Annotated in this window: 15 protein-coding genes and 1 pseudogene; 7 read left to right on the top strand and 9 right to left on the bottom strand. The window is 63.5% G+C overall.

The annotated features are described in order from the left end of the window. The first annotated feature begins 70 nt into the window (after positions 1–70). From B9Z03_RS24290 to B9Z03_RS24270, 5 genes are all read left to right on the top strand, one after another. Positions 71–1,462 (top strand): aldehyde dehydrogenase family protein, encoded by a 1,392-nt coding sequence (locus B9Z03_RS24290; protein ID WP_210191384.1) that lies wholly within the window; start codon positions 71–73, stop codon positions 1,460–1,462. Positions 1,463–1,477: 15 nt separating this feature from the next. Then, positions 1,478–2,671: a kynureninase gene (kynU, locus tag B9Z03_RS24285; RefSeq protein WP_085466581.1), complete on the top strand. Its 1,194-nt coding sequence runs from the start codon at positions 1,478–1,480 to the stop codon at positions 2,669–2,671. Continuing rightward, a complete protein-coding gene (gene kynA, locus B9Z03_RS24280) occupies positions 2,668–3,501 on the top strand; it encodes a tryptophan 2,3-dioxygenase (protein ID WP_085466580.1) in 834 nt (277 codons plus the stop codon). The genes kynU and kynA overlap by 4 nt, the downstream gene beginning before the upstream one ends. After that, positions 3,498–4,085 carry a UbiX family flavin prenyltransferase gene (locus tag B9Z03_RS24275; protein WP_085466579.1) on the top strand — a complete coding sequence of 196 codons (588 nt, stop codon included), beginning with the start codon at positions 3,498–3,500 and terminating at the stop codon, positions 4,083–4,085. Before kynA ends, B9Z03_RS24275 begins: the two co-directional genes overlap by 4 nt. A 100-nt stretch (positions 4,086–4,185) precedes the next feature. After that, entirely contained in the window at positions 4,186–5,247 is a 1,062-nt protein-coding gene (locus B9Z03_RS24270; RefSeq protein ID WP_085466578.1) for a helix-turn-helix transcriptional regulator, read from the top strand. A 37-nt stretch (positions 5,248–5,284) separates the two neighbouring features. Here the strand turns inward: B9Z03_RS24270 and B9Z03_RS24265 are convergent, their stop codons facing one another. The 6 genes and pseudogenes from B9Z03_RS24265 to B9Z03_RS24240 form a co-directional block, all read right to left on the bottom strand. Beyond that, a complete protein-coding gene (locus B9Z03_RS24265; protein WP_085466577.1) occupies positions 5,285–6,094 on the bottom strand; it encodes an ATP-binding cassette domain-containing protein in 810 nt (269 codons plus the stop codon). Next, positions 6,094–7,065 (bottom strand): ABC transporter ATP-binding protein, encoded by a 972-nt coding sequence (locus B9Z03_RS24260; RefSeq protein WP_085466576.1) that lies wholly within the window; start codon positions 7,063–7,065, stop codon positions 6,094–6,096. Before B9Z03_RS24260 ends, B9Z03_RS24265 begins: the two co-directional genes overlap by 1 nt. Next, positions 7,062–7,898, bottom strand: a complete 837-nt coding sequence (locus tag B9Z03_RS24255; protein ID WP_085466575.1) for an ABC transporter permease — start codon at positions 7,896–7,898, stop codon at positions 7,062–7,064. Before B9Z03_RS24255 ends, B9Z03_RS24260 begins: the two co-directional genes overlap by 4 nt. Continuing rightward, entirely contained in the window at positions 7,898–8,890 is a 993-nt protein-coding gene (locus B9Z03_RS24250; protein ID WP_139832506.1) for an ABC transporter permease, read from the bottom strand. Before B9Z03_RS24250 ends, B9Z03_RS24255 begins: the two co-directional genes overlap by 1 nt. A 14-nt stretch (positions 8,891–8,904) precedes the next feature. After that, positions 8,905–9,573: an aspartate/glutamate racemase family protein gene (locus tag B9Z03_RS24245; RefSeq protein ID WP_176247611.1), complete on the bottom strand. Its 669-nt coding sequence runs from the start codon at positions 9,571–9,573 to the stop codon at positions 8,905–8,907. A 29-nt stretch (positions 9,574–9,602) separates the two neighbouring features. Further along, positions 9,603–11,006: pseudogene (locus B9Z03_RS24240) on the bottom strand (ABC transporter substrate-binding protein). Positions 11,007–11,417: 411 nt separating this feature from the next. Between B9Z03_RS24240 and B9Z03_RS24230 the strand changes: the two are divergent. After that, a complete protein-coding gene (locus B9Z03_RS24230) occupies positions 11,418–13,064 on the top strand; it encodes a thiamine pyrophosphate-dependent enzyme (protein WP_085466570.1) in 1,647 nt (548 codons plus the stop codon). Then, positions 13,061–14,380 carry a protoporphyrinogen/coproporphyrinogen oxidase gene (locus B9Z03_RS24225; RefSeq protein ID WP_085466569.1) on the top strand — a complete coding sequence of 440 codons (1,320 nt, stop codon included), beginning with the start codon at positions 13,061–13,063 and terminating at the stop codon, positions 14,378–14,380. The genes B9Z03_RS24230 and B9Z03_RS24225 overlap by 4 nt, the downstream gene beginning before the upstream one ends. Positions 14,381–14,506: 126 nt before the next feature. Here B9Z03_RS24225 and B9Z03_RS24220 read toward each other — a convergent pair whose 3' ends face one another. From B9Z03_RS24220 to B9Z03_RS24210, 3 genes are all read right to left on the bottom strand, one after another. Then, on the bottom strand, positions 14,507–15,565 hold the full coding sequence (locus B9Z03_RS24220; RefSeq protein ID WP_085466568.1) for a peptidoglycan DD-metalloendopeptidase family protein: 1,059 nt from the start codon (positions 15,563–15,565) through the stop codon (positions 14,507–14,509). A gap of 113 nt (positions 15,566–15,678) precedes the next feature. Then, positions 15,679–17,214, bottom strand: coding sequence for an ABC transporter substrate-binding protein (locus B9Z03_RS24215; RefSeq protein WP_244561834.1), 1,536 nt, complete (start codon positions 17,212–17,214; stop codon positions 15,679–15,681). Between the two features lie 46 nt (positions 17,215–17,260). Next, positions 17,261–18,124 (bottom strand): alpha/beta hydrolase, encoded by an 864-nt coding sequence (locus B9Z03_RS24210; protein WP_085466566.1) that lies wholly within the window; start codon positions 18,122–18,124, stop codon positions 17,261–17,263. Positions 18,125–18,130 lie beyond the last annotated feature (6 nt).

Genomic DNA, 18,130 nt, shown 5'->3' with positions numbered 1-18,130 from the left:
AACGCGAATTGTGCCTCTTTGCAGGATTGGAACGCTCGGCCATCCTCCGGCCAACTGAAGAGGACCAACGATGACCCGCATGCTTGAGATTCGCAATCCGCGCACCGGCGCGAACGACTATGCGATTACTCCGCTTTCCCGTGAGGAACTGATGGCGCGCTGCATGGAGCTTCGCGCTGCCCAGCCGGCATGGCTGGCGCTGGGCATCGATGGCCGGGTCAAGGCGATGCTGGAGCTGTGCGACGCGGTAGACAGGCACTACGATGCCATCCTCCAGGCCCTCTGCGCGGACACCGGCCGCTACGAATGGTCGGTCAATGAAATAGAGGGACTGAAGGGCATCACGCGCATGCGTTGCGCCACGGCGGCCGAAGCGCTGGCCGAAGCGAGCGGCAACTCGTCCGACCCGACGCTGCGCTTCCAGCAACAGCATGTGCCCTACGAACTCGTGGGTATCATCTCGCCGTGGAACTACCCGCTCATCCTGTGCATGATCGATGCCATCACGGCCCTGCTTGCCGGCTCTGCGGTGGCGATCAAGCCGTCGGAGGTGACGCCGCGCTTCATCAAGCCCTTCCGTGCGGCCATCGCGGAGGTGGAGCATCTGCGCGACGTGCTCGACGTGTTCGAAGGTGACGGCGAGACAGGCGCGATGATCGTCGATGCCACGGACACGCTTGTCTTCACCGGATCTGTGCGCACCGGCCGCAAGGTCCAGGAACGAGCGGCGTCGCAGTTCAAGCCCGTCTTCCTCGAACTGGGCGGCAGCGATCCGGCCGTGGTGCTGGACAGCGCGGAGCCGGACTTCGCCGCCGAGATTCTGGTGCGAGGAGCGGTAGAGAATTCGGGCCAGCTCTGCTGCGCGATAGAACGCGTCTATGTGCAGCGGGGCGTCTACGACGCGGTGTGCGAACGTGTCGTCGCCCGCATGAAGGCGCTTGCCATGAACATCGAGGACATCCGCAATGGCGAGCTCGGCCCGATCATCTTCGCACGCCAGGCGGATATCCTGCGCGGCCAGCTTGACGACGCAATCGCCAAAGGGGCCAAGGTGTTGACCGGTGGCAATATCGTCGAACACAGTGGCGGGCTCTGGTGCGAGCCGACGGTCTTGACAAACGTGACGCAGGACATGGCCGTGATGCACGACGAGACCTTCGGCCCGATTGTGCCGATCATGGCATTCGACACCGAGGAGGAAGCGGTAAGGCTTGCCAATGACACGGAGTTCGGCCTGTCGGCGGCGGTGATCGGCGACGAGGCAAAGGCGATCGAACTCGGCAGCCGCATCAATGCGGGCGGCATGTGGATCAACGATTTCGATACCATGGGTGGGGTCGGCGCCCTGGCAGAGAAGAACGCGTTTGGCTATTCCGGCCTCGGCGGCAGCCGCTACGGCTATGGCGGCTTCCGACGTTTCCTGCGCAAGAAGGCGATCGTGATACGCTCGGCCGCAGCTTGATCGGAAGGGGTCGGCATGACTGATTTTGACGAGACGCGCGCAGCGTTCCATCTGCCGGAGGGTGTCGTCTATCTGGACGGCAACTCGCTCGGGCCGCTTCCGCTTGCTGCTCGCGAGAGGCTGTCAGCCATGTTGATGCAGGAGTGGGGCGAACAGCTCATCCGCGGTTGGAACACCGCTGGCTGGTATGTGCAGCCGCGCAAGGTCGGCGACCGAGTTGCAAAACTGATCGGCGCCGCGCCGGGAACCGTGGTGATGGGAGATACACTGTCCATCAAGGTCTACCAGGCGCTTTCCGCTGCGCTGGAGCTCAACCCCGATCGTCGCGTGGTGCTCTCTGACGATGGCAATTTCCCATCCGACCTCTACATCGCCCAAGGTCTCCTGACCTCGCTTGGACGCGGCTACGAACTGAAGGTGGTCGGCCCCGAAGAGGTGGAGAAGAGCATAGACGAGACGGTCGCGGCGACGATGATCACCGAAGTCGACTATCGCACCGGCCGCCGGCACGACATGAAGGCCATCACCGCCAAGGCGCATCGGGCTGGCGCGCTCGCGATCTGGGACCTGGCGCATTCCGTCGGCGCGGTCGATGTCGACCTTACGGCGGCGGACGTCGATTTCGCCGTCGGCTGCACCTACAAATATCTGAACGGCGGTCCCGGCGCGCCGGCATTCATCTATGTCGCGCCGCGCCACGCCGACCGCGCGCGTCCCAGCCTTTCAGGCTGGATGGGGCACGAAGCGCCCTTTGCCTTCGATCTTGACTACCGCCCGGCGCCGGGCATCGAGAGGATGCGCGTAGGCACGCCTCCTGTCATTGCGCTCACGGTGCTGGAGGCCGCTCTGGATGTCTGGGAGGGCGTCGAGATGCGCGATGTGAGGGCGAAGTCCATCGAACTGAGCGAACGCTTCATCGCCGGCGTGGAGACCGCCTGTCCCGGACTCGAACTCGGCAGTCCGCGCAACCCGGCTGTGCGCGGCAGCCAGGTCTCGTTCAGACATCCGCATGCCTATGCCGTCATGCAGGCGCTGATCGCGCGGGGCGTCATCGGCGATTTCCGGGCGCCGGATTCCATGCGTTTTGGCTTTACGCCGCTTTATCTCGGCGCCGCCGATATCGATCGGGCAATTGGAGTGCTCGCCGACGTGCTGGACAAGCGACTGTGGGACAGACCCGAATACCATCGCAAGGCCTCCGTGACATGACGAAACAGTATGATCCCTCGGCCGAGGGCGCGGAGATGTCCTTCGCCCGCAAGATGTCCTACGGTGATTATCTGCATCTCGACAGAATTCTAGGTGCGCAGGAACCCTTGTCCGATGCGCATGACGAACTGCTGTTCATCATCCAGCACCAGACCTCGGAGCTGTGGATGATGCTCGCCATCCATGAAATGAGATCGGCCGCGAAGGCGGTGCGCGAAGACCGCCTGCAGCCGGCCTTCAAGATGCTGACGCGTGTGGCTCGCATCTTTGATCAGCTGAATTCCGCGTGGGACGTGCTCAGGACCATGACGCCGTCGGAATACAACATCATGCGGCCCTCACTCGGCCAGTCCTCGGGGTTCCAGTCCTGGCAGTATCGCGCCATCGAGTACCTTGCGGGAAACCGCAATCTGGCGATGCTGAAACCTCACGAGCACAGGCCCGAGATCTCCGCGCAACTGGAAGTCATCCTGTCAGAGAATTCCATCTATGACGAGGCGATCGCGCTTTTGAAGCGCAACGGCTTCGATGTGGGCGACGAACCGCGTGCGGACATCAGGCAGGCGAGAACGAACAATCCGAAGGTTCAGGAAGCCTGGCGACAGGTCTACGGCGATCCGCAGCGCTACTGGCCGCTCTACGAACTGGCCGAGAAGCTCGTCGATTTCGAGGACTATTTTCGCCGCTGGCGCTTCAATCACGTGACGACAGTGGAGCGCATCATCGGTTTCAAGCGCGGCACCGGCGGCACCGGCGGCGTGTCCTATCTGCGACGGATGCTCGACGTCGAGCTGTTTCCCGAGCTCTGGCACGTCAGGACCGACCTGTGAGCGAAGGCACTTCCGTGCGGGCAGGGCGCATCGTCGTCGGAATCTCGGGCGCCTCTGGCGTTATCTATGGCGTGCGGATGCTGGAAGCGTTGCGTGATGCCGGAATCGAGACGCATCTGGTCATGTCGCGCTCGGCCGAAATCACGCTTGCGCACGAGACGGACTACAAGGTGGCCGAGGTGCGGGCGCTTGCGGGCCGTTGGTATCAGCAGACCGACATCGGCGCCGGGATATCCTCGGGCTCCTTCCGAACCATGGGCATGGTCGTCGCGCCATGTTCGGTTCGTTCCATGTCGGAGATTTCCACCGGCGTGACCTCGGGTCTGCTGACACGCGCCGCCGACGTGACGCTGAAGGAGCGCCGACCGCTCGTGCTCATGGTGCGGGAGACGCCGCTCCACCTCGGCCATCTCAGGACCATGGTGCAACTTGCCGAAATCGGCGCCATCATCGCGCCGCCGCTGCCCGCTTTCTACGCCCGGCCGGACAGCCTTGCCGAGATGATCGATCACTCGATAGGTCGGGTGCTCGATATCTTCGGCATCGAAAACGGCCTGACGCGCCGATGGAAAGACTCTGTCTGAGCCGATCTTGTCCGGAAGACCGGCCACTCTTGTCCGCGATGCAAAGCAAGCCCAAACGGTGATACGTTGGCCTGGCCGTGAGAACGGGCTGGAGAAGACGATGGACCGCGAGGCTGTGGCAGGCAGAGGAGGATTGTTCCGCGCCTATTTCGGGGGACGGGAGGGAACGGTCGCGGCGGCCTTCCGGAATCTTGCCTCCTCCGCGGAAGCGTCCCAGCAGGTCGATACGCATCTCAGCCTGCGCTATTCGTGTTTCGATCTGCCGCCGAGCGACGGCAAGGGATCCTGGCGGTTTCTTTCGCCGGCGGACGGCATATTCGTGGTTCTTACAGATTGCGAATACTATGCGGTCCGCCAGGAACATGTCGTGGCCGAGGGGCTGCTCGAGTTTCATCTTTTGCTCGAGGGGCCGGTAGAACTGTCGCTGCCTCAGGAGCGGGACGCGACTGCAACGTCCAACGTCTCGCTGATCGTCTGCCAGCAAGCTACGGGCATGGCCTACGATGTCGTCTGCCAGCCCGGCAGGTACAGGATGGCGAGCTTTTATGTCCGCCCCGCTCTGCTCAGAGACAGTTTCGGCATGGACGTTGGCCAGAGCGTGGTCAGACAATTGCTGTCACCGGGCGAAGAGACCGTCGCCATGACAGAACAGAAGATCGATCCAGAGTTCCTGCGCCGGTTGCGGAATCTGTTCGAGATCAGGTTCACTGCCCAGCGGGATCTGCCGCTTGCCGCCGCTCGGGTCATTGAACTCCTCGTCCTTGCGGTCGAAGCCCTGCATCGGGTGGGCAGTGCCGAGGAGCAGTCGATCGTTTTCACTGCGCGCGAACTCACGATGTTCGACCAGGCGCGACAGATTCTGGCAAACGACTTTTCGGAATCACTCACCATTCCAAGGCTCGCCAGACGACTGGGCACGAACGCGACCAAGCTGAAGAGCGGCTTTCGCCTGCTCTATGGGACTACGATCTTCGCCTATCGAAATCGTCATCGAATGGATCGTGCGATGGAGCTTCTGGCGAAAGACGAAACATCGATCGCGGTTGTGGCGTATGCGGTCGGCTTTCGTCATCAGGCGAGCTTCACCTCGGCTTTCCGTGCACATTTCGGCATGACGCCTAAACAGGCGCGCTACCGGTTGGCGTCAAGCAACGCGTCCTGATGGAGTCCGGGCGCCAGCGACGCTTGCCAGAAGACTTCTATCGTCCGAAAACCGACGACCCCGATCCCATGCGCACGTCTGGATCCGGTATCGGGATCGCGTCGATCAGTGTCTTTGTGAATTCGTGCCGCGGTGAGCGCCAGACGTCGACGGCGCGGCCTTCCTCGACGATCCTTCCCTTGTACATCATGGCCACGCGGTCGGCGAAGTTCTCCACCAGCATCAGGTCGTGCGTGATGAAGAGATAGCTCATGCCGAGATCGCGCTGCAGCTCCCATAGCAGATTGACAATCTGGGCCTGCACGGAGACGTCGAGGGCGGAGACGGGTTCATCGCAGATCAGCACCGCGGGCCGAAGCGCCAGGGCTCGCGCAATGCTGATGCGCTGCCGCTGGCCGCCGGAAAACTCGTGTGGGAAGCGCTTGCCCCAGTCGGGGCGCAGGCCGACACGTTCCATCAGTTCCTGAACCTGGCGGCGCCGTTCCGCCGCCGTGCCGATGCGATGCACGTCGAGCGGCTCCCGGATCAGATCTTCCACACGCTTTCGCGAATTGAGCGAGGCGAAGGGATCCTGAAACACGCACTGCATGCGCGGTCGGTGCCGCCGCGCCTCGCGCCGCGACAAGCCGACCAAATTCTCGCCGTCGAGAAGAACCTCGCCCGAAGTGGCCCGCTGCAAGCCGAGGATACAGCGGGCCAACGTGGTCTTGCCGCATCCGGATTCACCGACCAGAGCGAGCGTCTCACCGACGTTAAGATCAAGGCTCACGCCCTGCACGGCGTGCACATGCCCGCGCGTCGTTTCGAAACTGCAATGGAGATCGCGCACGGAAAGGAGCGGGGTCATCACGCATGCTCCCGGGTGGACAGATGGCAGGCGACGCTGTCGGCAAAAGACGGATCTTGCCGGGTGCAAAGATCGACGGCGACCGAACAGCGTGGCCGGAAACGGCAACCATCGAGCATGTCGGTAGCCGAGGGCACGACACCGGGTATCTCGGTCAACGGCGGCTCGCCAGGACGTCGCCGTCCGGGGCGCGGCGTGGCGGCAAGCAGCCCGCGCGTATATGGATGGCGCGGCCGGGCGAACAGCTCGCGCGTCGCGGCTTCCTCGACCTTGCTTCCGGCATACATCACGGCGACCCGGTCGGCCATCTGCGCCACCAGACCCAGATTGTGCGTGATCAGCAGGATTGCGATGCCCATCTCTTCCTGAAGATCGCGCAGAAGGCGCATGATCTGCGCCTGCACGGTGACGTCGAGCGCCGTCGTCGGCTCGTCGGCGATCAGCAGGTCGGGACGGCAGGCAAGCGCCATCGCGATGACCACGCGCTGCCGTTGCCCGCCCGACAGTCGGTGCGGATATTCGTGCACGATGCGGGCGGGGTCCGGCAGTTGCACCTGCGTCAGCAATTCCACGACGCGCGCCATGGCTTCGGCCTTGCTCACCGTCTCGTGTTCGTGGATCACTTCAGCGACCTGGTCGCCGATGGAGTAGACAGGATTGAGGGCCGCCATCGGCTCCTGGAAGACCATGCCGATGCGCCTGCCGCGGATCTTGCGCATTGCGTCGTTGTCGGTGACCGGAAGGTCGGTACCATCGAACTGAATTGTTCCGGCATGCTTCTCGAGTCCGTCGGGAAGAAGGCCCATGACCGAAAGCGAGGTGAGCGACTTGCCGCATCCGCTTTCGCCAACCACGGCCAGCGTCTCGCCACGACCGACGGACAGCGACACGCCGCGCAGGAGCTGCGCCCGCGGATTTGCGCGGATGCGGACCTGCAGGTCGTTGATGCTCAGCAATGGCGTGGCCATCATCCCTTCCTCTGCCGCAGGCGCGGGTTCAGAGCGTCATTGAGCCCTTCTCCAACCAGGTTGAGTGCAAGCGCGGTAAGCAGCAGCGCCAGGCCCGGGATGGCGATGATGTACCATGCGTCGCGGAGCTGGCCGCGCCCCATGCCGATCATCGTGCCCCAGGTCAGGACGTTCGGGTCGCCGAAACCGAGGAAGGAAAGCGCTGATTCCATCAGGATCGAGGTCGCGACGAGGATGGTCGACATGACGATGATGACAGGCATCACGTTGGGCAGGATCTGGGCGAAGATGATGCGCATGTCGCTCATGCCGGCGACGATGCAGCCGTGCACGAAGGCGCGTTCGCGCATGATCATGAATTCGCCCCTGACCAGACGCGCGACGGCCGGCCAGGACACGGCGGCCAAAGACACGATGATCACCGTCACCGAAGGCCCGAGCACGGCCACGACCGCGATGGCGAGCATGAACTGCGGGATCGTCTGGAACAGCTCGGTGACTCGCATGAGCACGTCGTCGGTCCAGCCGCCGTAATAGCCGGCGAAGGCGCCGACCAATATGCCCATCATCGCCGCCACGAAGGCTGAAGAGAAGCCGACCAGCAGGGACACGCGCGCGCCGTAGAAGAGGCCTGCGGCCATGTCGCGCCCGAGGCTGTCCGTGCCGAGCGGCGTCTCGGCATATTCTCCGGGCCAGGTCAGCGGTGCGCCGACCATGTCGTAGGGGTCGCCCGGGAAGATCAGATGGGCCGTCAGAGCCATAGCAAGGACCGCGCCCAGCAACAGCACACCCAGGGCGGTCGTCCAGTTGTGCAGAACGAGTTGAAGATAACGCATCAACGCAGTTCGACCGTTGGATTTATGACCGGATAGAGAAGGTCCACGATCAGGTTTGCCAGAACGACGAAGATCGAGCTGAGCACCAGGATCGACAGCAGCAGATTGAGGTCCCGCTGGAACATGGCGTCGAACATGAGTCGACCGATGCCAGGCCATGAGAACACCGTCTCGGTCAGGACGGCGCCGCCCAGAAAGCCGCCGATATTGGTTCCCACCACGGTGATCAGCGGCAGCACGGCATTGCGCAAGGCGTGGCGATACGCAATCCGCCGCTCCGAGATGCCTTTGGCGCGAGCCACCCTCATGTAGTCGAGGTTCAGCACATCGAGCATGCCTGCCCGGACCAGCCGAGTGTAGATTGCCAGATAGAAGAAAGCCTGCGTCAGTGCCGGCAGTAAGAGATGCCAAGCCACGTCGAGCGCGCCGGCGATGCCGGAGCCTTCGGCAGTAATGTCGTGCATGCCACCAGTGGGCGTTAAGCCGAGCCAGACCGAGAATACGAGGATCATCATCAGTCCGATCCAGAATGGCGGCGTGGCATAGAACAGGAGGGCTCCAAGTGAAATCAGCCTGTCCGGCAGCCGGTTGAAGTGCCGAGCCGCGGTTACGCCGAAGAGGATTCCCAGCACGAGGGCGAGGACGATGCTGGTGGCCATCAGCAGCAGCGTCGCCGGCAGCCTGTCCCAGATCAGCGTCGAGACATTCTCGCCATAGCGAAAGGAATAGCCGAGGTCGAACGTGGCGATCCGCATCAGGAAGGCGGCGAGTTGCTCCCACAATGGACGGTCGAGACCGAACTCCCGCCTGAGATTGGCCAGGTACTCGGCATCCGCGGTGCCGGCTTCTCCGGCCAGGGCGTCGGCCGCGTCTCCGGGCGCCAGCTGAAGCAGAAGGAAATTAATGATCGCGATGCCGAGGATAGTCAGCGTCGCCTGCAGAATTCTCTTGCCGATGAAGCGAAGTGGCAGTTTTCGTCGCCTTGCTGACATGTCGTTTCTGTCCATCAGTGCTTTAGGTGCGAGGTTTCAGCCTCGTGCCAGACCTCCTCCAGCCAGGTGAGTATGTCGAAGACCGGTATGCCGAGCGCTTGCGACAGCGCGGCGCGATAGGGAGGTAGGTTCGTGCACTCGAGGACGATGGCGCGCAGCCCGGGATTTTCAGCGAGCAGCCGACGTCCGGCCTCCACCACGTCGGCCTCTGCGCGGGCTGAATCCAACGGCACGTCCGGCCTGTTCGCACGCAGCACCGGGTAAAGCTCAGCACCTTGCTCCAGCCCGATCAGAGGAATGTCGGCCGGCGCATTGGCGGCCGCGAGATGGCGCGGGCCGATGCTTCTGCTGTCCATTGCCATCACACCGACCGAGCCGAACTCGGCGATGCGCCGCGGCAGTTGCAGCAAAGCGGACGTTGTTAGCGGGACGGGGCAATCCCTTGCCAGCCATTGCTGGTGCACCGCGAGAGCGCCGCAGGATGTAGTGACAATCCCGGCGCCCCGGGCGATTAGGCCGTCGCGGGCCTCGGCGAACGAAGCCGAAAGTGCACCGTCCCAAGTGTCCTCATCCAAAACGCGGGCCACAGTCGCACCCTCCACGACCTCATACACGACGCGGGACCCGAAAGTTTTCGGGTTCCCGATGTCGCCAGGAGGGCGCGGAAATGCCGTGCGGAGCATTATCACTCCGACGATGGGCAGTTGTTCGATCACCCCAGCGTCAGCGTCGCATAACGGCTGCGGACACCTTCCGGTCCGGTGACGAAGTCGCGCACATTGGCGCTGGCGACCGTCACGTAGACCGGCCTTGCCAGAGGAAGGATCGGGAGATCCGTCATGGCGATCTGCTGGAACCGTTTGAACAGGTCCGCGCGCTTGGCCACGTCCGGCTCGACCGCCGCCTTGGACAGCACGTCGTCCATCTCCGGGTTGCTGTAGCTCGACGCGTTGACGAAGGGCGTGCCCTGCTTGATCGCGGCGGAATGGTAGAACCGCTGCAAACCGATCGAGGGGTCCGCAGTCACCGATGCCGGGAACATCGAGAGGTCGAAATCGTATTCGCCATAGACCTTCCGGATGAAGGATGGCACATCCGCCGCCTGCAGCTCCAGTTCGATACCTACCTTGCGCAGCTGCTGGCGCAGGAACTGTCCAGCCCGCTCATAGGTGTCGCCGGTCGTCGGGTAGACCAGGCGGAGCTTGAAGCGGGTTCCATCCGCGTCTTTTGCATAGCCTGCACCATCGAGCAGTTCCTCCGCCCTGGCGGTGTCGAACGGATAAGACGGAACATCGGCGCTGTAGAAATGTGGCAACGTCTGCGGAATCGGTCCGGACAGCGGCTCGGCGAGGCCGTACCAGACGATCCTCATCATGGCGTCGCGGTCGATGGCGTGCATCATCGCCTTGCGAACGTCGAGCTTGGCGAGGTGCTCGTTGCGCAGGTTGGTTTCCAGCACGTCGAGGCTGTTGTTCATTTCCGTGCCGCGCGTCTCGACCTTGAACGCCGGATTGTCCTGGAAACGCTTGACTTCGTTGAGGGGGATCGGACCATCGCCGCCCAGGTTCAATTCGCCCGCCTCGAAAGCGGCGACGCGGGCGCTCGGGTCGGAGTAGATCCGCACCACCAGCTTGTCGAGGAGCGGCTTGCCGGCGTCTCAGTAGTCGGGGTTCTTTTCCAGAACGATATGGCTGCCGCGCTGCCATTCGACGAACTTGAAAGGGCCTGTGCCGATTGGCGCATTGTTCGCGGGGTTCTTCAGAATATCGGTGCCTTCGTAGACATGTTTCGGCACCATCGGCGACTCCCATCCGGCCAGCGCATATAGCAGGGCAGGGGTCGCCTGGCTGAGTTTGACGATGGCGGTCAGCGGGTCCGGCGTCTCTACGGCGGTCACCTTGGCGAAGGTGCCGCGGCCGCGCGGATGGTGCTGCTTGAGGATTTCCATGATTGAATAGGCCACGTCGGCCGAACTGAATGGCTTGCCGTCATGCCAATTGACTCCGTCGCGCAGCTTGAAGGTCATGGACAGGCCGTCCGGCGCCACTTCCCACGAGGTCGCCAGCTCCGGCTGCGGCTTGAGGTCGAAATCGTAACTGATCAGACCCTCGGTCATCTTGCCTGAGATGACCGCTACCGGAGAGGCAGTGTTGAAGGCGCTCAACATGGCGTTCGGCTCGGGATTGATGGTCATGACCAGGCTGCCGCCCGCGGCAGACGCGGCGAGTGGCATGAGGCTTCCGGCCAGCAGGGCCGCTGAGCCGGCCAGCAGGTAGCGGCGATTTATCGTCATGGCGGTCGTGCTAACGTCACTCATCTCGCGCTCCAATCCAGTCGGGCAAACGTTTCATGCGTAGCTTTCGCTGGGTCGCAGTATCGATAGCCGGCTCGATCTCGCTAGGGCCGCGGCTTTCTCTTATGGGTCTCGTTTTTTCGAAATCCGCCCATTCCGGACAATGCCGGCGCTGCACCGTGTTGCGGCTCGCCTTCGGCTTGCTGCATTGATCGGAGATGAAAGGACGCCGCTATGACTGGACTTGCCGACATCACGGGAGCGCAGCTCTTTGCGCAGACGCTCAAGGCATGGGATTGCGGCCCGGTCTTTCACGTTCCCGGCGAGGGGATATTGGAGGCGCTCGATGCCGCCGACGGTGCGGGCATTCAGCTGATCTCCTGCCGCCACGAGGGCGGGATGGCCTATATGGCGCAGGCTGCGGGGCAGTTGCGCAACCGGCCAGGCATCTGTCTTGCCGGACGAGCGCCCGGCGCGCTGAATACCTCGCTGGCCTTGCACACCGCCTTCACCGACGCTGCACCCATGATCCTGATCGTGGGCCAGCCTCCCTTGAGGCAGGCGGGTCGCGAGGCATTTCTCGACAATGACTTTTCAATCGCATTCGCTCCCGTTGCGAAATGGATCGGAACCTGCACCGATGCCAGACGTCTCCCCGAGCTTCTGTCGCGTGCATGGGCGACCGCCATGACGGGACAGCGCGGGCCCGTCGTCCTTGCTGTCACGGAGGATGTCTGGAGCCAGACGACCACCGCGCCGGTACTGCTGCCGCCGTTCGTGCCTCGGGCAGAGGTATCGACCGCGCAGGCCGAAGCTGTCGCCTCCATGCTCGCGGCTTCGGAGAACCCGATCCTGATCGTCGGCGGTACAGGATGGTCGCAGAATGGGGTCGCGGCGCTTTCGGCGTTCTCCATGAGTGTCGGAATCCCCGTTGTGACCTCCTATCGGCGACGGGACCTGATGCCGGCGGACCATCCCTATTTCGTGGGCGAACTGGGCATCGGGGCCGATCCCGCCATTCTCGAGGCGGTTGCTCGCGCGGACGTCGTCGTGGTGGCCGGAATGCGCCTGGGCGAGATCAACACGTTCGGTGCCGGCATCTTTGAAGGCTTTCGGCTGCTGGACGCGCCTCAGCCGACGCAGAAGCTGATCCACGTCCATCCCGACGCAGGTGAACTCAACCGCGTCTATCGGCCGACCATGCCAGTCTGCGCCGTTGCCGAAACCCTGTTCGAGCCTCTGATGCGCGCGCTTGGCTCTCATGAGATGCCGAACTGGACGTCCTGGAGTGGGCCGCTGCGCGCCATGCGCGAGACGTTTACGACCGGGCAGCCGGGCAAAGGTCCGCTGGATATGCATGAGATCTGTCGAACTCTGCGGGCGGCGTTGCCGCCGGATGCCGTTCTGACCGTGGGCGCCGGCGCCTATGCGCATTGGCCACAGCGGTATTTCCCGCACGCTCTTTACGGCACCCAGCTCGGCCCCAAGAGCGGAGCCATGGGGTACGGGCTGCCGGCGGCTATCGGTGTTCAGGCCGCCTTTCCCGGCCGGCACGTGGTCGGTATGGCAGGCGATGGCTGTTTCCTGATGCATGGCGAGGAACTCGCCACTGCGGTACTTTACCAACTGCCGGTGACGATGATTGTCGTCAACAACAGCCGCTACGGAGCCATCGCGGCCAGCCAGTCGAGACAGTTCGGCCGCACGGTTGGAACGGACCTGCCGGCGATCGATTTCGCCGCTTATGCGCGCTCCTTCGGCGCGTTGGGAATCCGGGTCGAGCAGACGGAGCAGTTTCCCGCCGCGCTGGTGGCAGCCCTGGATCAGAACGGACCGGCGCTGATTGAACTCGTGACTGGACCGGAGGCGTTGCGGCCGTGAGCGCAAGGACCATAGTCGTCATCGGGGCGGGCATTTCAGGGCTCGTCGCCGCACGCAGACTGGTGCAGGCGGGGCATTCCGTGCGTGTGCTGGAAGCAGCGGAAACCGTGGGGGGACGTGTGGGCGACCGGGAGGTTCGCGGTATCCGCTTCAATGCCGGCGCTCGTCTCCTTTACGCCTTCAGCCGCCCGTTCAATGCGCTGCTCAAGGAAATCGGTCTTGCATCGGCTCTGATCCCGGTGCGCGGTCTCTCGGCCGAATGCCGCGACGTCGACGGGAAATGGACCGTGGAGCTGATGCCCGGCGTCAAGAGCCTCTTCACGCCCGGGCTTTCGGTCATGGAGCGGCTCCGCTTCCTGCCGTTCGGGCTGAAGATGCTGGCCGCGCGCAATCGGACCGATCCGGACGATGCGGCCTCTGCCCTGGCTGCCGATGGAGTCACGCTGGCCGACCATATCCGCGATGCGCTCGGGCCCCGCGTTCTCGAGCGGATGATCGAGCCCGTGTTCCGCGGCACCCGCAGCTGGAACGCCGAGGACATTTCGGCGGCGTTCTTCGCGTCGGTCACGCCGCACCTCGTCGGACGCGACACGGTTCATGTGCTGGCCGGAGGAATGGGCAAGCTACCGGAAGCTCTAGCTGCAGGAGTGGATCTTGCGCTCGGCACACGGGTCGTTTCGGTCGAGACGCGCGAGAACGGTCCTTGCCTTATCCATGCCGAGCGGCAAGGCGAGGCGGTGACGTACGAGGCCGACCTCGTCGTCTGCGCGACCGAAGGCTCGCTCGCGGCGGCGCTCTTTCCGGGCCTTTCCGCCGAGGACCGCAGCTTCTTTTCCGGCGTGCGTTACAATGCGCTGGGCATCGTCCACTACCGGCTCAACCGCCAGCTTGCTCCGGCGATGAGTTTCTTCACGCGCGCCGCTTCCGGTCCAATCGCCACATGGCAGCAGGTTCCGGGCAACGAGGCGACGGGACAGGTTCCCCAGCTCTATGCGCAGCTGTCGCCGGAGGCGGTCGAGCAGGCATTGGAGCGCGGCATGACCGACAGGTTGGACGAACTCGTCGGAGAAAGGGTGCGCTCGCTTTATCCGACGCTGGATCGTGACTGCGTCGACGTCCACAACCAGTGGATCGCGCGAAAGCTGCCGGTCTTCTATCCCGGCTATGCCCGCGCCGTCGCCGATTTCCGGAACCGTCAATCGGTGGCGCGGCGCAGGGTCTATTTCTGCGGCGACTACCTTGCGCAGTCACTGATAACGGGGGCTGCGGCAAGCGGCGAGCGCGCGGCATCGGACATTGCCCGCCACTGGAAATAGAGCCTTAACTGCACGGGCGCGTCAGCGCACAGGAGTTGGAGCGCGCCGTGGAAGGGACTTGCATGTCTTAGGGTAATGAGCGGCGCCTCGGCTCTGTCAGCGCAAGTTGTTGTGATGGCGCATTCGTCAATCGCCGAGAACCAAGTGCCAGGGATTCGGGAAAATCTCGGTCCAAAGGGGCCTGCATGCTGCCTCGCCGACGCCGGGCATCTTTCTGAAGTCGGAGAATTCGAGTGTTGACAGCTGCAGGTGGAGATGGGGCAGCCACCAGCCGTTTTCTTCGAAATCGCCCATCCGCGCGAGTTCTGCATCTTCCGGTACGTTGTCGCCGGGCGACCAGCGGCGGGCGGAGTCATGCGACAGATGTCCCCATAGCGCGAAAAACGCCACACTGGGCGCGATTTCGTGGCGCGTGACGAGAAAGCCGCCATAGTCGAGGCGTTCATCGATGATGCCCGCCTGCACGACCGTGCCCGGCATCGGCATGTAGAGCGGCGTCAGGGCGGGGGCAAAGAGGTCATATCCCAGGTGGTGGTCGCGGCGCGTGCCTGGCACCAGCACCGACAGGTAGTTGTCGGTGGAGTAGACCGTACGATGCTCCATCCATGTGCCGATGGCGAGCGTTGCGCCGGCGTTTGCCATGGTGGCGTCGTAAAGGCGCTGCGAGGTTTCGCGATCCTGTCGCGCCGAGGCGAAAGCGATGTCCGACTGCGCGCCGCCGAGCGATACGACGAGCCTGCTCCATTCGCGCGCGTCGGGCGACAGCACCTTGCTCCAGCGGGCAGGGTTGGCGGCGATCCATGCTGCGATCGCCGCCGAATGCGGACTGGCGGGAAGACCCGCGCCTGATCGCAGAACAGCCGTCAGCATTTCCGGCGCGATCGTGGCGAGCCGATCCGCCAGCGGCGTGCCGACCGACAGGCTATCGAGGAGCGCCAGCGCTTCACGATCGGACCATGTCTCCAGTTGCCGCGACAGCGCGAGGCCGATGTCGGGAATGGAGACGTTCGGGTCGGCGACCAGCGCTCTCAGCGTTTTGGTGCTCATATCGGTCAATCCTCGGTGTCGTGGTAAAGCGGCAGCGCTACCCATGCGGCTGGAAGGCGCATCGCGCCCTCCAGCTCGCGGTGGCGCGAGCCACCGCCATGTCTCGTGTCCCTCGTCCTGCCTGGCAGCCGTTGCCATCGCTTCCGGGGGCTCGGGATGCCTCCGCGGCGACTACTTCGCAAGCGTCGCCTGGTTGGTCGTCGTGCGGTCGAGGCCCTTGTTCGTTATGTCGAAGGCGGGCTTGCTGGCCCTCACTTGCGCGTTACGCCCCAGAAGCGGTGCATCCCCGCCGGCCAGCCTTTGTAGCCTTCGATGTCGGCGCCAAGTGCTGTGACGACCGTGAGGTTGAACAGGCCCAATATCGGCACATCCTTGCCCATCAAGGCGTTGAGTTCCGAGAAGATGGGCTTACGGGCTTGGGGATCGCTGAGAACGCTGACCTTGGCGAGCAACGCTTCGGCCTCCTTCGATTCCCACATGCGGGTCGGCTCCTCGTCCTTGCTGCCGATCATCGATTGGAACGACAGCAGCGGATCGAGACGTGCCGAATAGGCGAACACGGCGAGCTCATAGTCACCGCGACGATAGTAGTCGAGCTGGGTCGCCCAGTCGCGCACGTCGAGCGTGGTATTGATACCGGCCTGGCCCAGCATCGCCTGGATGATGGTGGCGACCTGGACACGGTTCTGGCGGTTCGCGACGAGGATGCTGATCGGGCGGCCGTCGTAGCCGGCTTCCGCGAGCAAGGCTTTGGCCTTCGCGAGATCGGGCTGCGGCCAGGCGGCGGCCGAATTGTCGTAGTAGTAGGTGCCGTCGGCCAGAAGCGAAGGGTTCGGATGGAAGAGATCGCCGCCCAATGCGGCCGTCAGCTGCGGCAGGTCGAGCGCATGGGCGATCGCCTGGCGAATGCGAACATCCTCGATCTTGCGGGTTTGCAACTGAAGCACCATCGTGGCGGGCGTCGGGGTTATGTCGACGGTGAGCCCACGCGCTTTGAGGCTGTCCACGAGGCTTGGCTCGACCTCGTCGATAACGTCGATCTCGCCGGCCTGAATACCGTTGCTGCGGGTGCTCGCATCGGGAACTGTCATGAAACGCAGCGTTTCGATGCTTGACGTCTTGTTGCCGGCATAGCCGTCGCGGTCTCCCGGAAGGGCTGCATAGTTCGCGAAGCGGGTCAGGTCGAGATAGCGACCCTGTTCCTGCCCGGCGAAGACGTAGGGACCGGTGCCGACCGGCTTCTGGAATTTGCCGGCGGCGTCCAGCGACGATGGCGCGATAATCCATGGCGTGCACTGGACGGTGGCCATGGTGATGAGGAAGTTAGGCGCGGCACTTGAGAACGTGACACGCACGGAATGCTCTCCGGTCGCCTCGACGCTCTCGATCGCGGGGCCGATGCTGCCGTCATATCGGCCGCGGCATTGGAAGTTGGATGCCGGATCGAGATAGCGCTCGAAATTCCAGCTCACGATTTTGCCGGTTAGCGGCGTTCCATCATGAAAGGCAACACCCTCGCGAAGCTTGAAATCGTACGCCTTGCCATCTTGGCTGACGGTCCAGCTTTCCGCCAGCATCGGCTTGACGGAGAGGTCGTCTCCAAACGCCACCAACCCTTCCACGACATGGGCGAGGACCATGTCGGAATTGCCGTCGCGGTTGACGCCGGGCTCGATGCTGGCGACGTCGGAATGAAGCGCTATGCGCAAGGGCTTTTCCTGCGCATGCGAAGCCGCCGCGGTGAGTGACATCGCGGCCAACGTGGCCGCTATCAGTTTCAGGTGCATTGCTGTTACTCCCATTCAGGTTGAGATTGCGGTCCCACGGCTCTTCTCAGAGAGCCTTCGAGGCCATTTCGGTGAAGAATTGTTCTGCCGGCCCGACCATCTCGAACGGCGAATGGGCTACACCCGGCACAACATCTCGGCGCACGCGGATGCCATAGGCTTCGAAGGACTTCGCCAGGGCCTCGATGCGATCGAGGCGGTTGACGCCCTGAAGGTCGGCGCCGTCCATCCACAACGGGCTCTCGCGCGGGATGGTGATCTCCCACGTCGCATTGTCCTCGCTGCCGATGACCGTCTGCACGTCGACAGCGCGCATGGCAGCGATATCGGGCCGGATGCCGAAGCGCGCTTCGAGATCGCGCACGCCCACCCACCAGTCGTAGTCCGGGTTGAGCAGTGTCACGATGCCCGGCGCCCCGATGGACACCGCGCGCAGATGCTGTGGATGGAGCATGAAGAAGCGCTGTGCGAACTGCCCGCCGCCGGAATAGCCGTACATCAGGAAGCCGCCTGGGCGCACACGGTATTTGGCGCGCACCTCCTCGACCATTGAAAGAAGGATGAGGTCGAAGCGCATGCCGTGGAACTCGATACGCTTGTAGTTGGTCAGGTCGCCTGGAACGACCAGCCCGACCGGAAACAGCGGCGCGAGGATGATGCAGCGATGCGCCTCGGCGAAGGCAGCAAAGCGGTCGCGGTACTGCGTCGCTGTGCGGCCCGTTCCATGGACGATGACGGCAAGATCGTATTCGTCGCTTGCCGCCTCATCGTAGTCCTGTGGCACGTACAGGCAGTAGCTGCACCGTTGATCCATCTGGCTGGCAAAGTAGGGCGTCGCACCGAAATCATAGAAGCTGAGGCGAATTCCGTGGCCCTCGCGGCGTGTCGTGGGAGTGGAGATCGCACTCATCTGGGC

This window comes from Mesorhizobium australicum, assembly GCF_900177325.1.
Taxonomy (GTDB): domain Bacteria; phylum Pseudomonadota; class Alphaproteobacteria; order Rhizobiales; family Rhizobiaceae; genus Mesorhizobium_A; species Mesorhizobium_A australicum_A.
This window is presented reverse-complemented; position numbering and strand designations above follow the sequence as displayed.

What these genes read in the sequence shown, in the direction of transcription:
- B9Z03_RS24290 (WP_210191384.1), top strand. Translation starts at nt 71, where the DNA reads ATGACCCGCATGCTTGAGATTCGCAATCCGCGCACCGGCGCGAACGAC.
- kynU (WP_085466581.1), top strand. Translation starts at nt 1,478, where the DNA reads ATGACTGATTTTGACGAGACGCGCGCAGCGTTCCATCTGCCGGAGGGT.
- kynA (WP_085466580.1), top strand. Translation starts at nt 2,668, where the DNA reads ATGACGAAACAGTATGATCCCTCGGCCGAGGGCGCGGAGATGTCCTTC.
- B9Z03_RS24270 (WP_085466578.1), top strand. Translation starts at nt 4,186, where the DNA reads ATGGACCGCGAGGCTGTGGCAGGCAGAGGAGGATTGTTCCGCGCCTAT.
- B9Z03_RS24265 (WP_085466577.1), bottom strand. Translation starts at nt 6,094, where the DNA reads ATGACCCCGCTCCTTTCCGTGCGCGATCTCCATTGCAGTTTCGAAACG.
- B9Z03_RS24260 (WP_085466576.1), bottom strand. Translation starts at nt 7,065, where the DNA reads ATGATGGCCACGCCATTGCTGAGCATCAACGACCTGCAGGTCCGCATC.
- B9Z03_RS24255 (WP_085466575.1), bottom strand. Translation starts at nt 7,898, where the DNA reads ATGCGTTATCTTCAACTCGTTCTGCACAACTGGACGACCGCCCTGGGT.
- B9Z03_RS24250 (WP_139832506.1), bottom strand. Translation starts at nt 8,890, where the DNA reads ATGTCAGCAAGGCGACGAAAACTGCCACTTCGCTTCATCGGCAAGAGA.
- B9Z03_RS24245 (WP_176247611.1), bottom strand. Translation starts at nt 9,573, where the DNA reads ATGCTCCGCACGGCATTTCCGCGCCCTCCTGGCGACATCGGGAACCCG.
- B9Z03_RS24230 (WP_085466570.1), top strand. Translation starts at nt 11,418, where the DNA reads ATGACTGGACTTGCCGACATCACGGGAGCGCAGCTCTTTGCGCAGACG.
- B9Z03_RS24220 (WP_085466568.1), bottom strand. Translation starts at nt 15,565, where the DNA reads ATGGCAACGGCTGCCAGGCAGGACGAGGGACACGAGACATGGCGGTGG.
- B9Z03_RS24215 (WP_244561834.1), bottom strand. Translation starts at nt 17,214, where the DNA reads ATGCACCTGAAACTGATAGCGGCCACGTTGGCCGCGATGTCACTCACC.
- B9Z03_RS24210 (WP_085466566.1), bottom strand. Translation starts at nt 18,124, where the DNA reads ATGAGTGCGATCTCCACTCCCACGACACGCCGCGAGGGCCACGGAATT.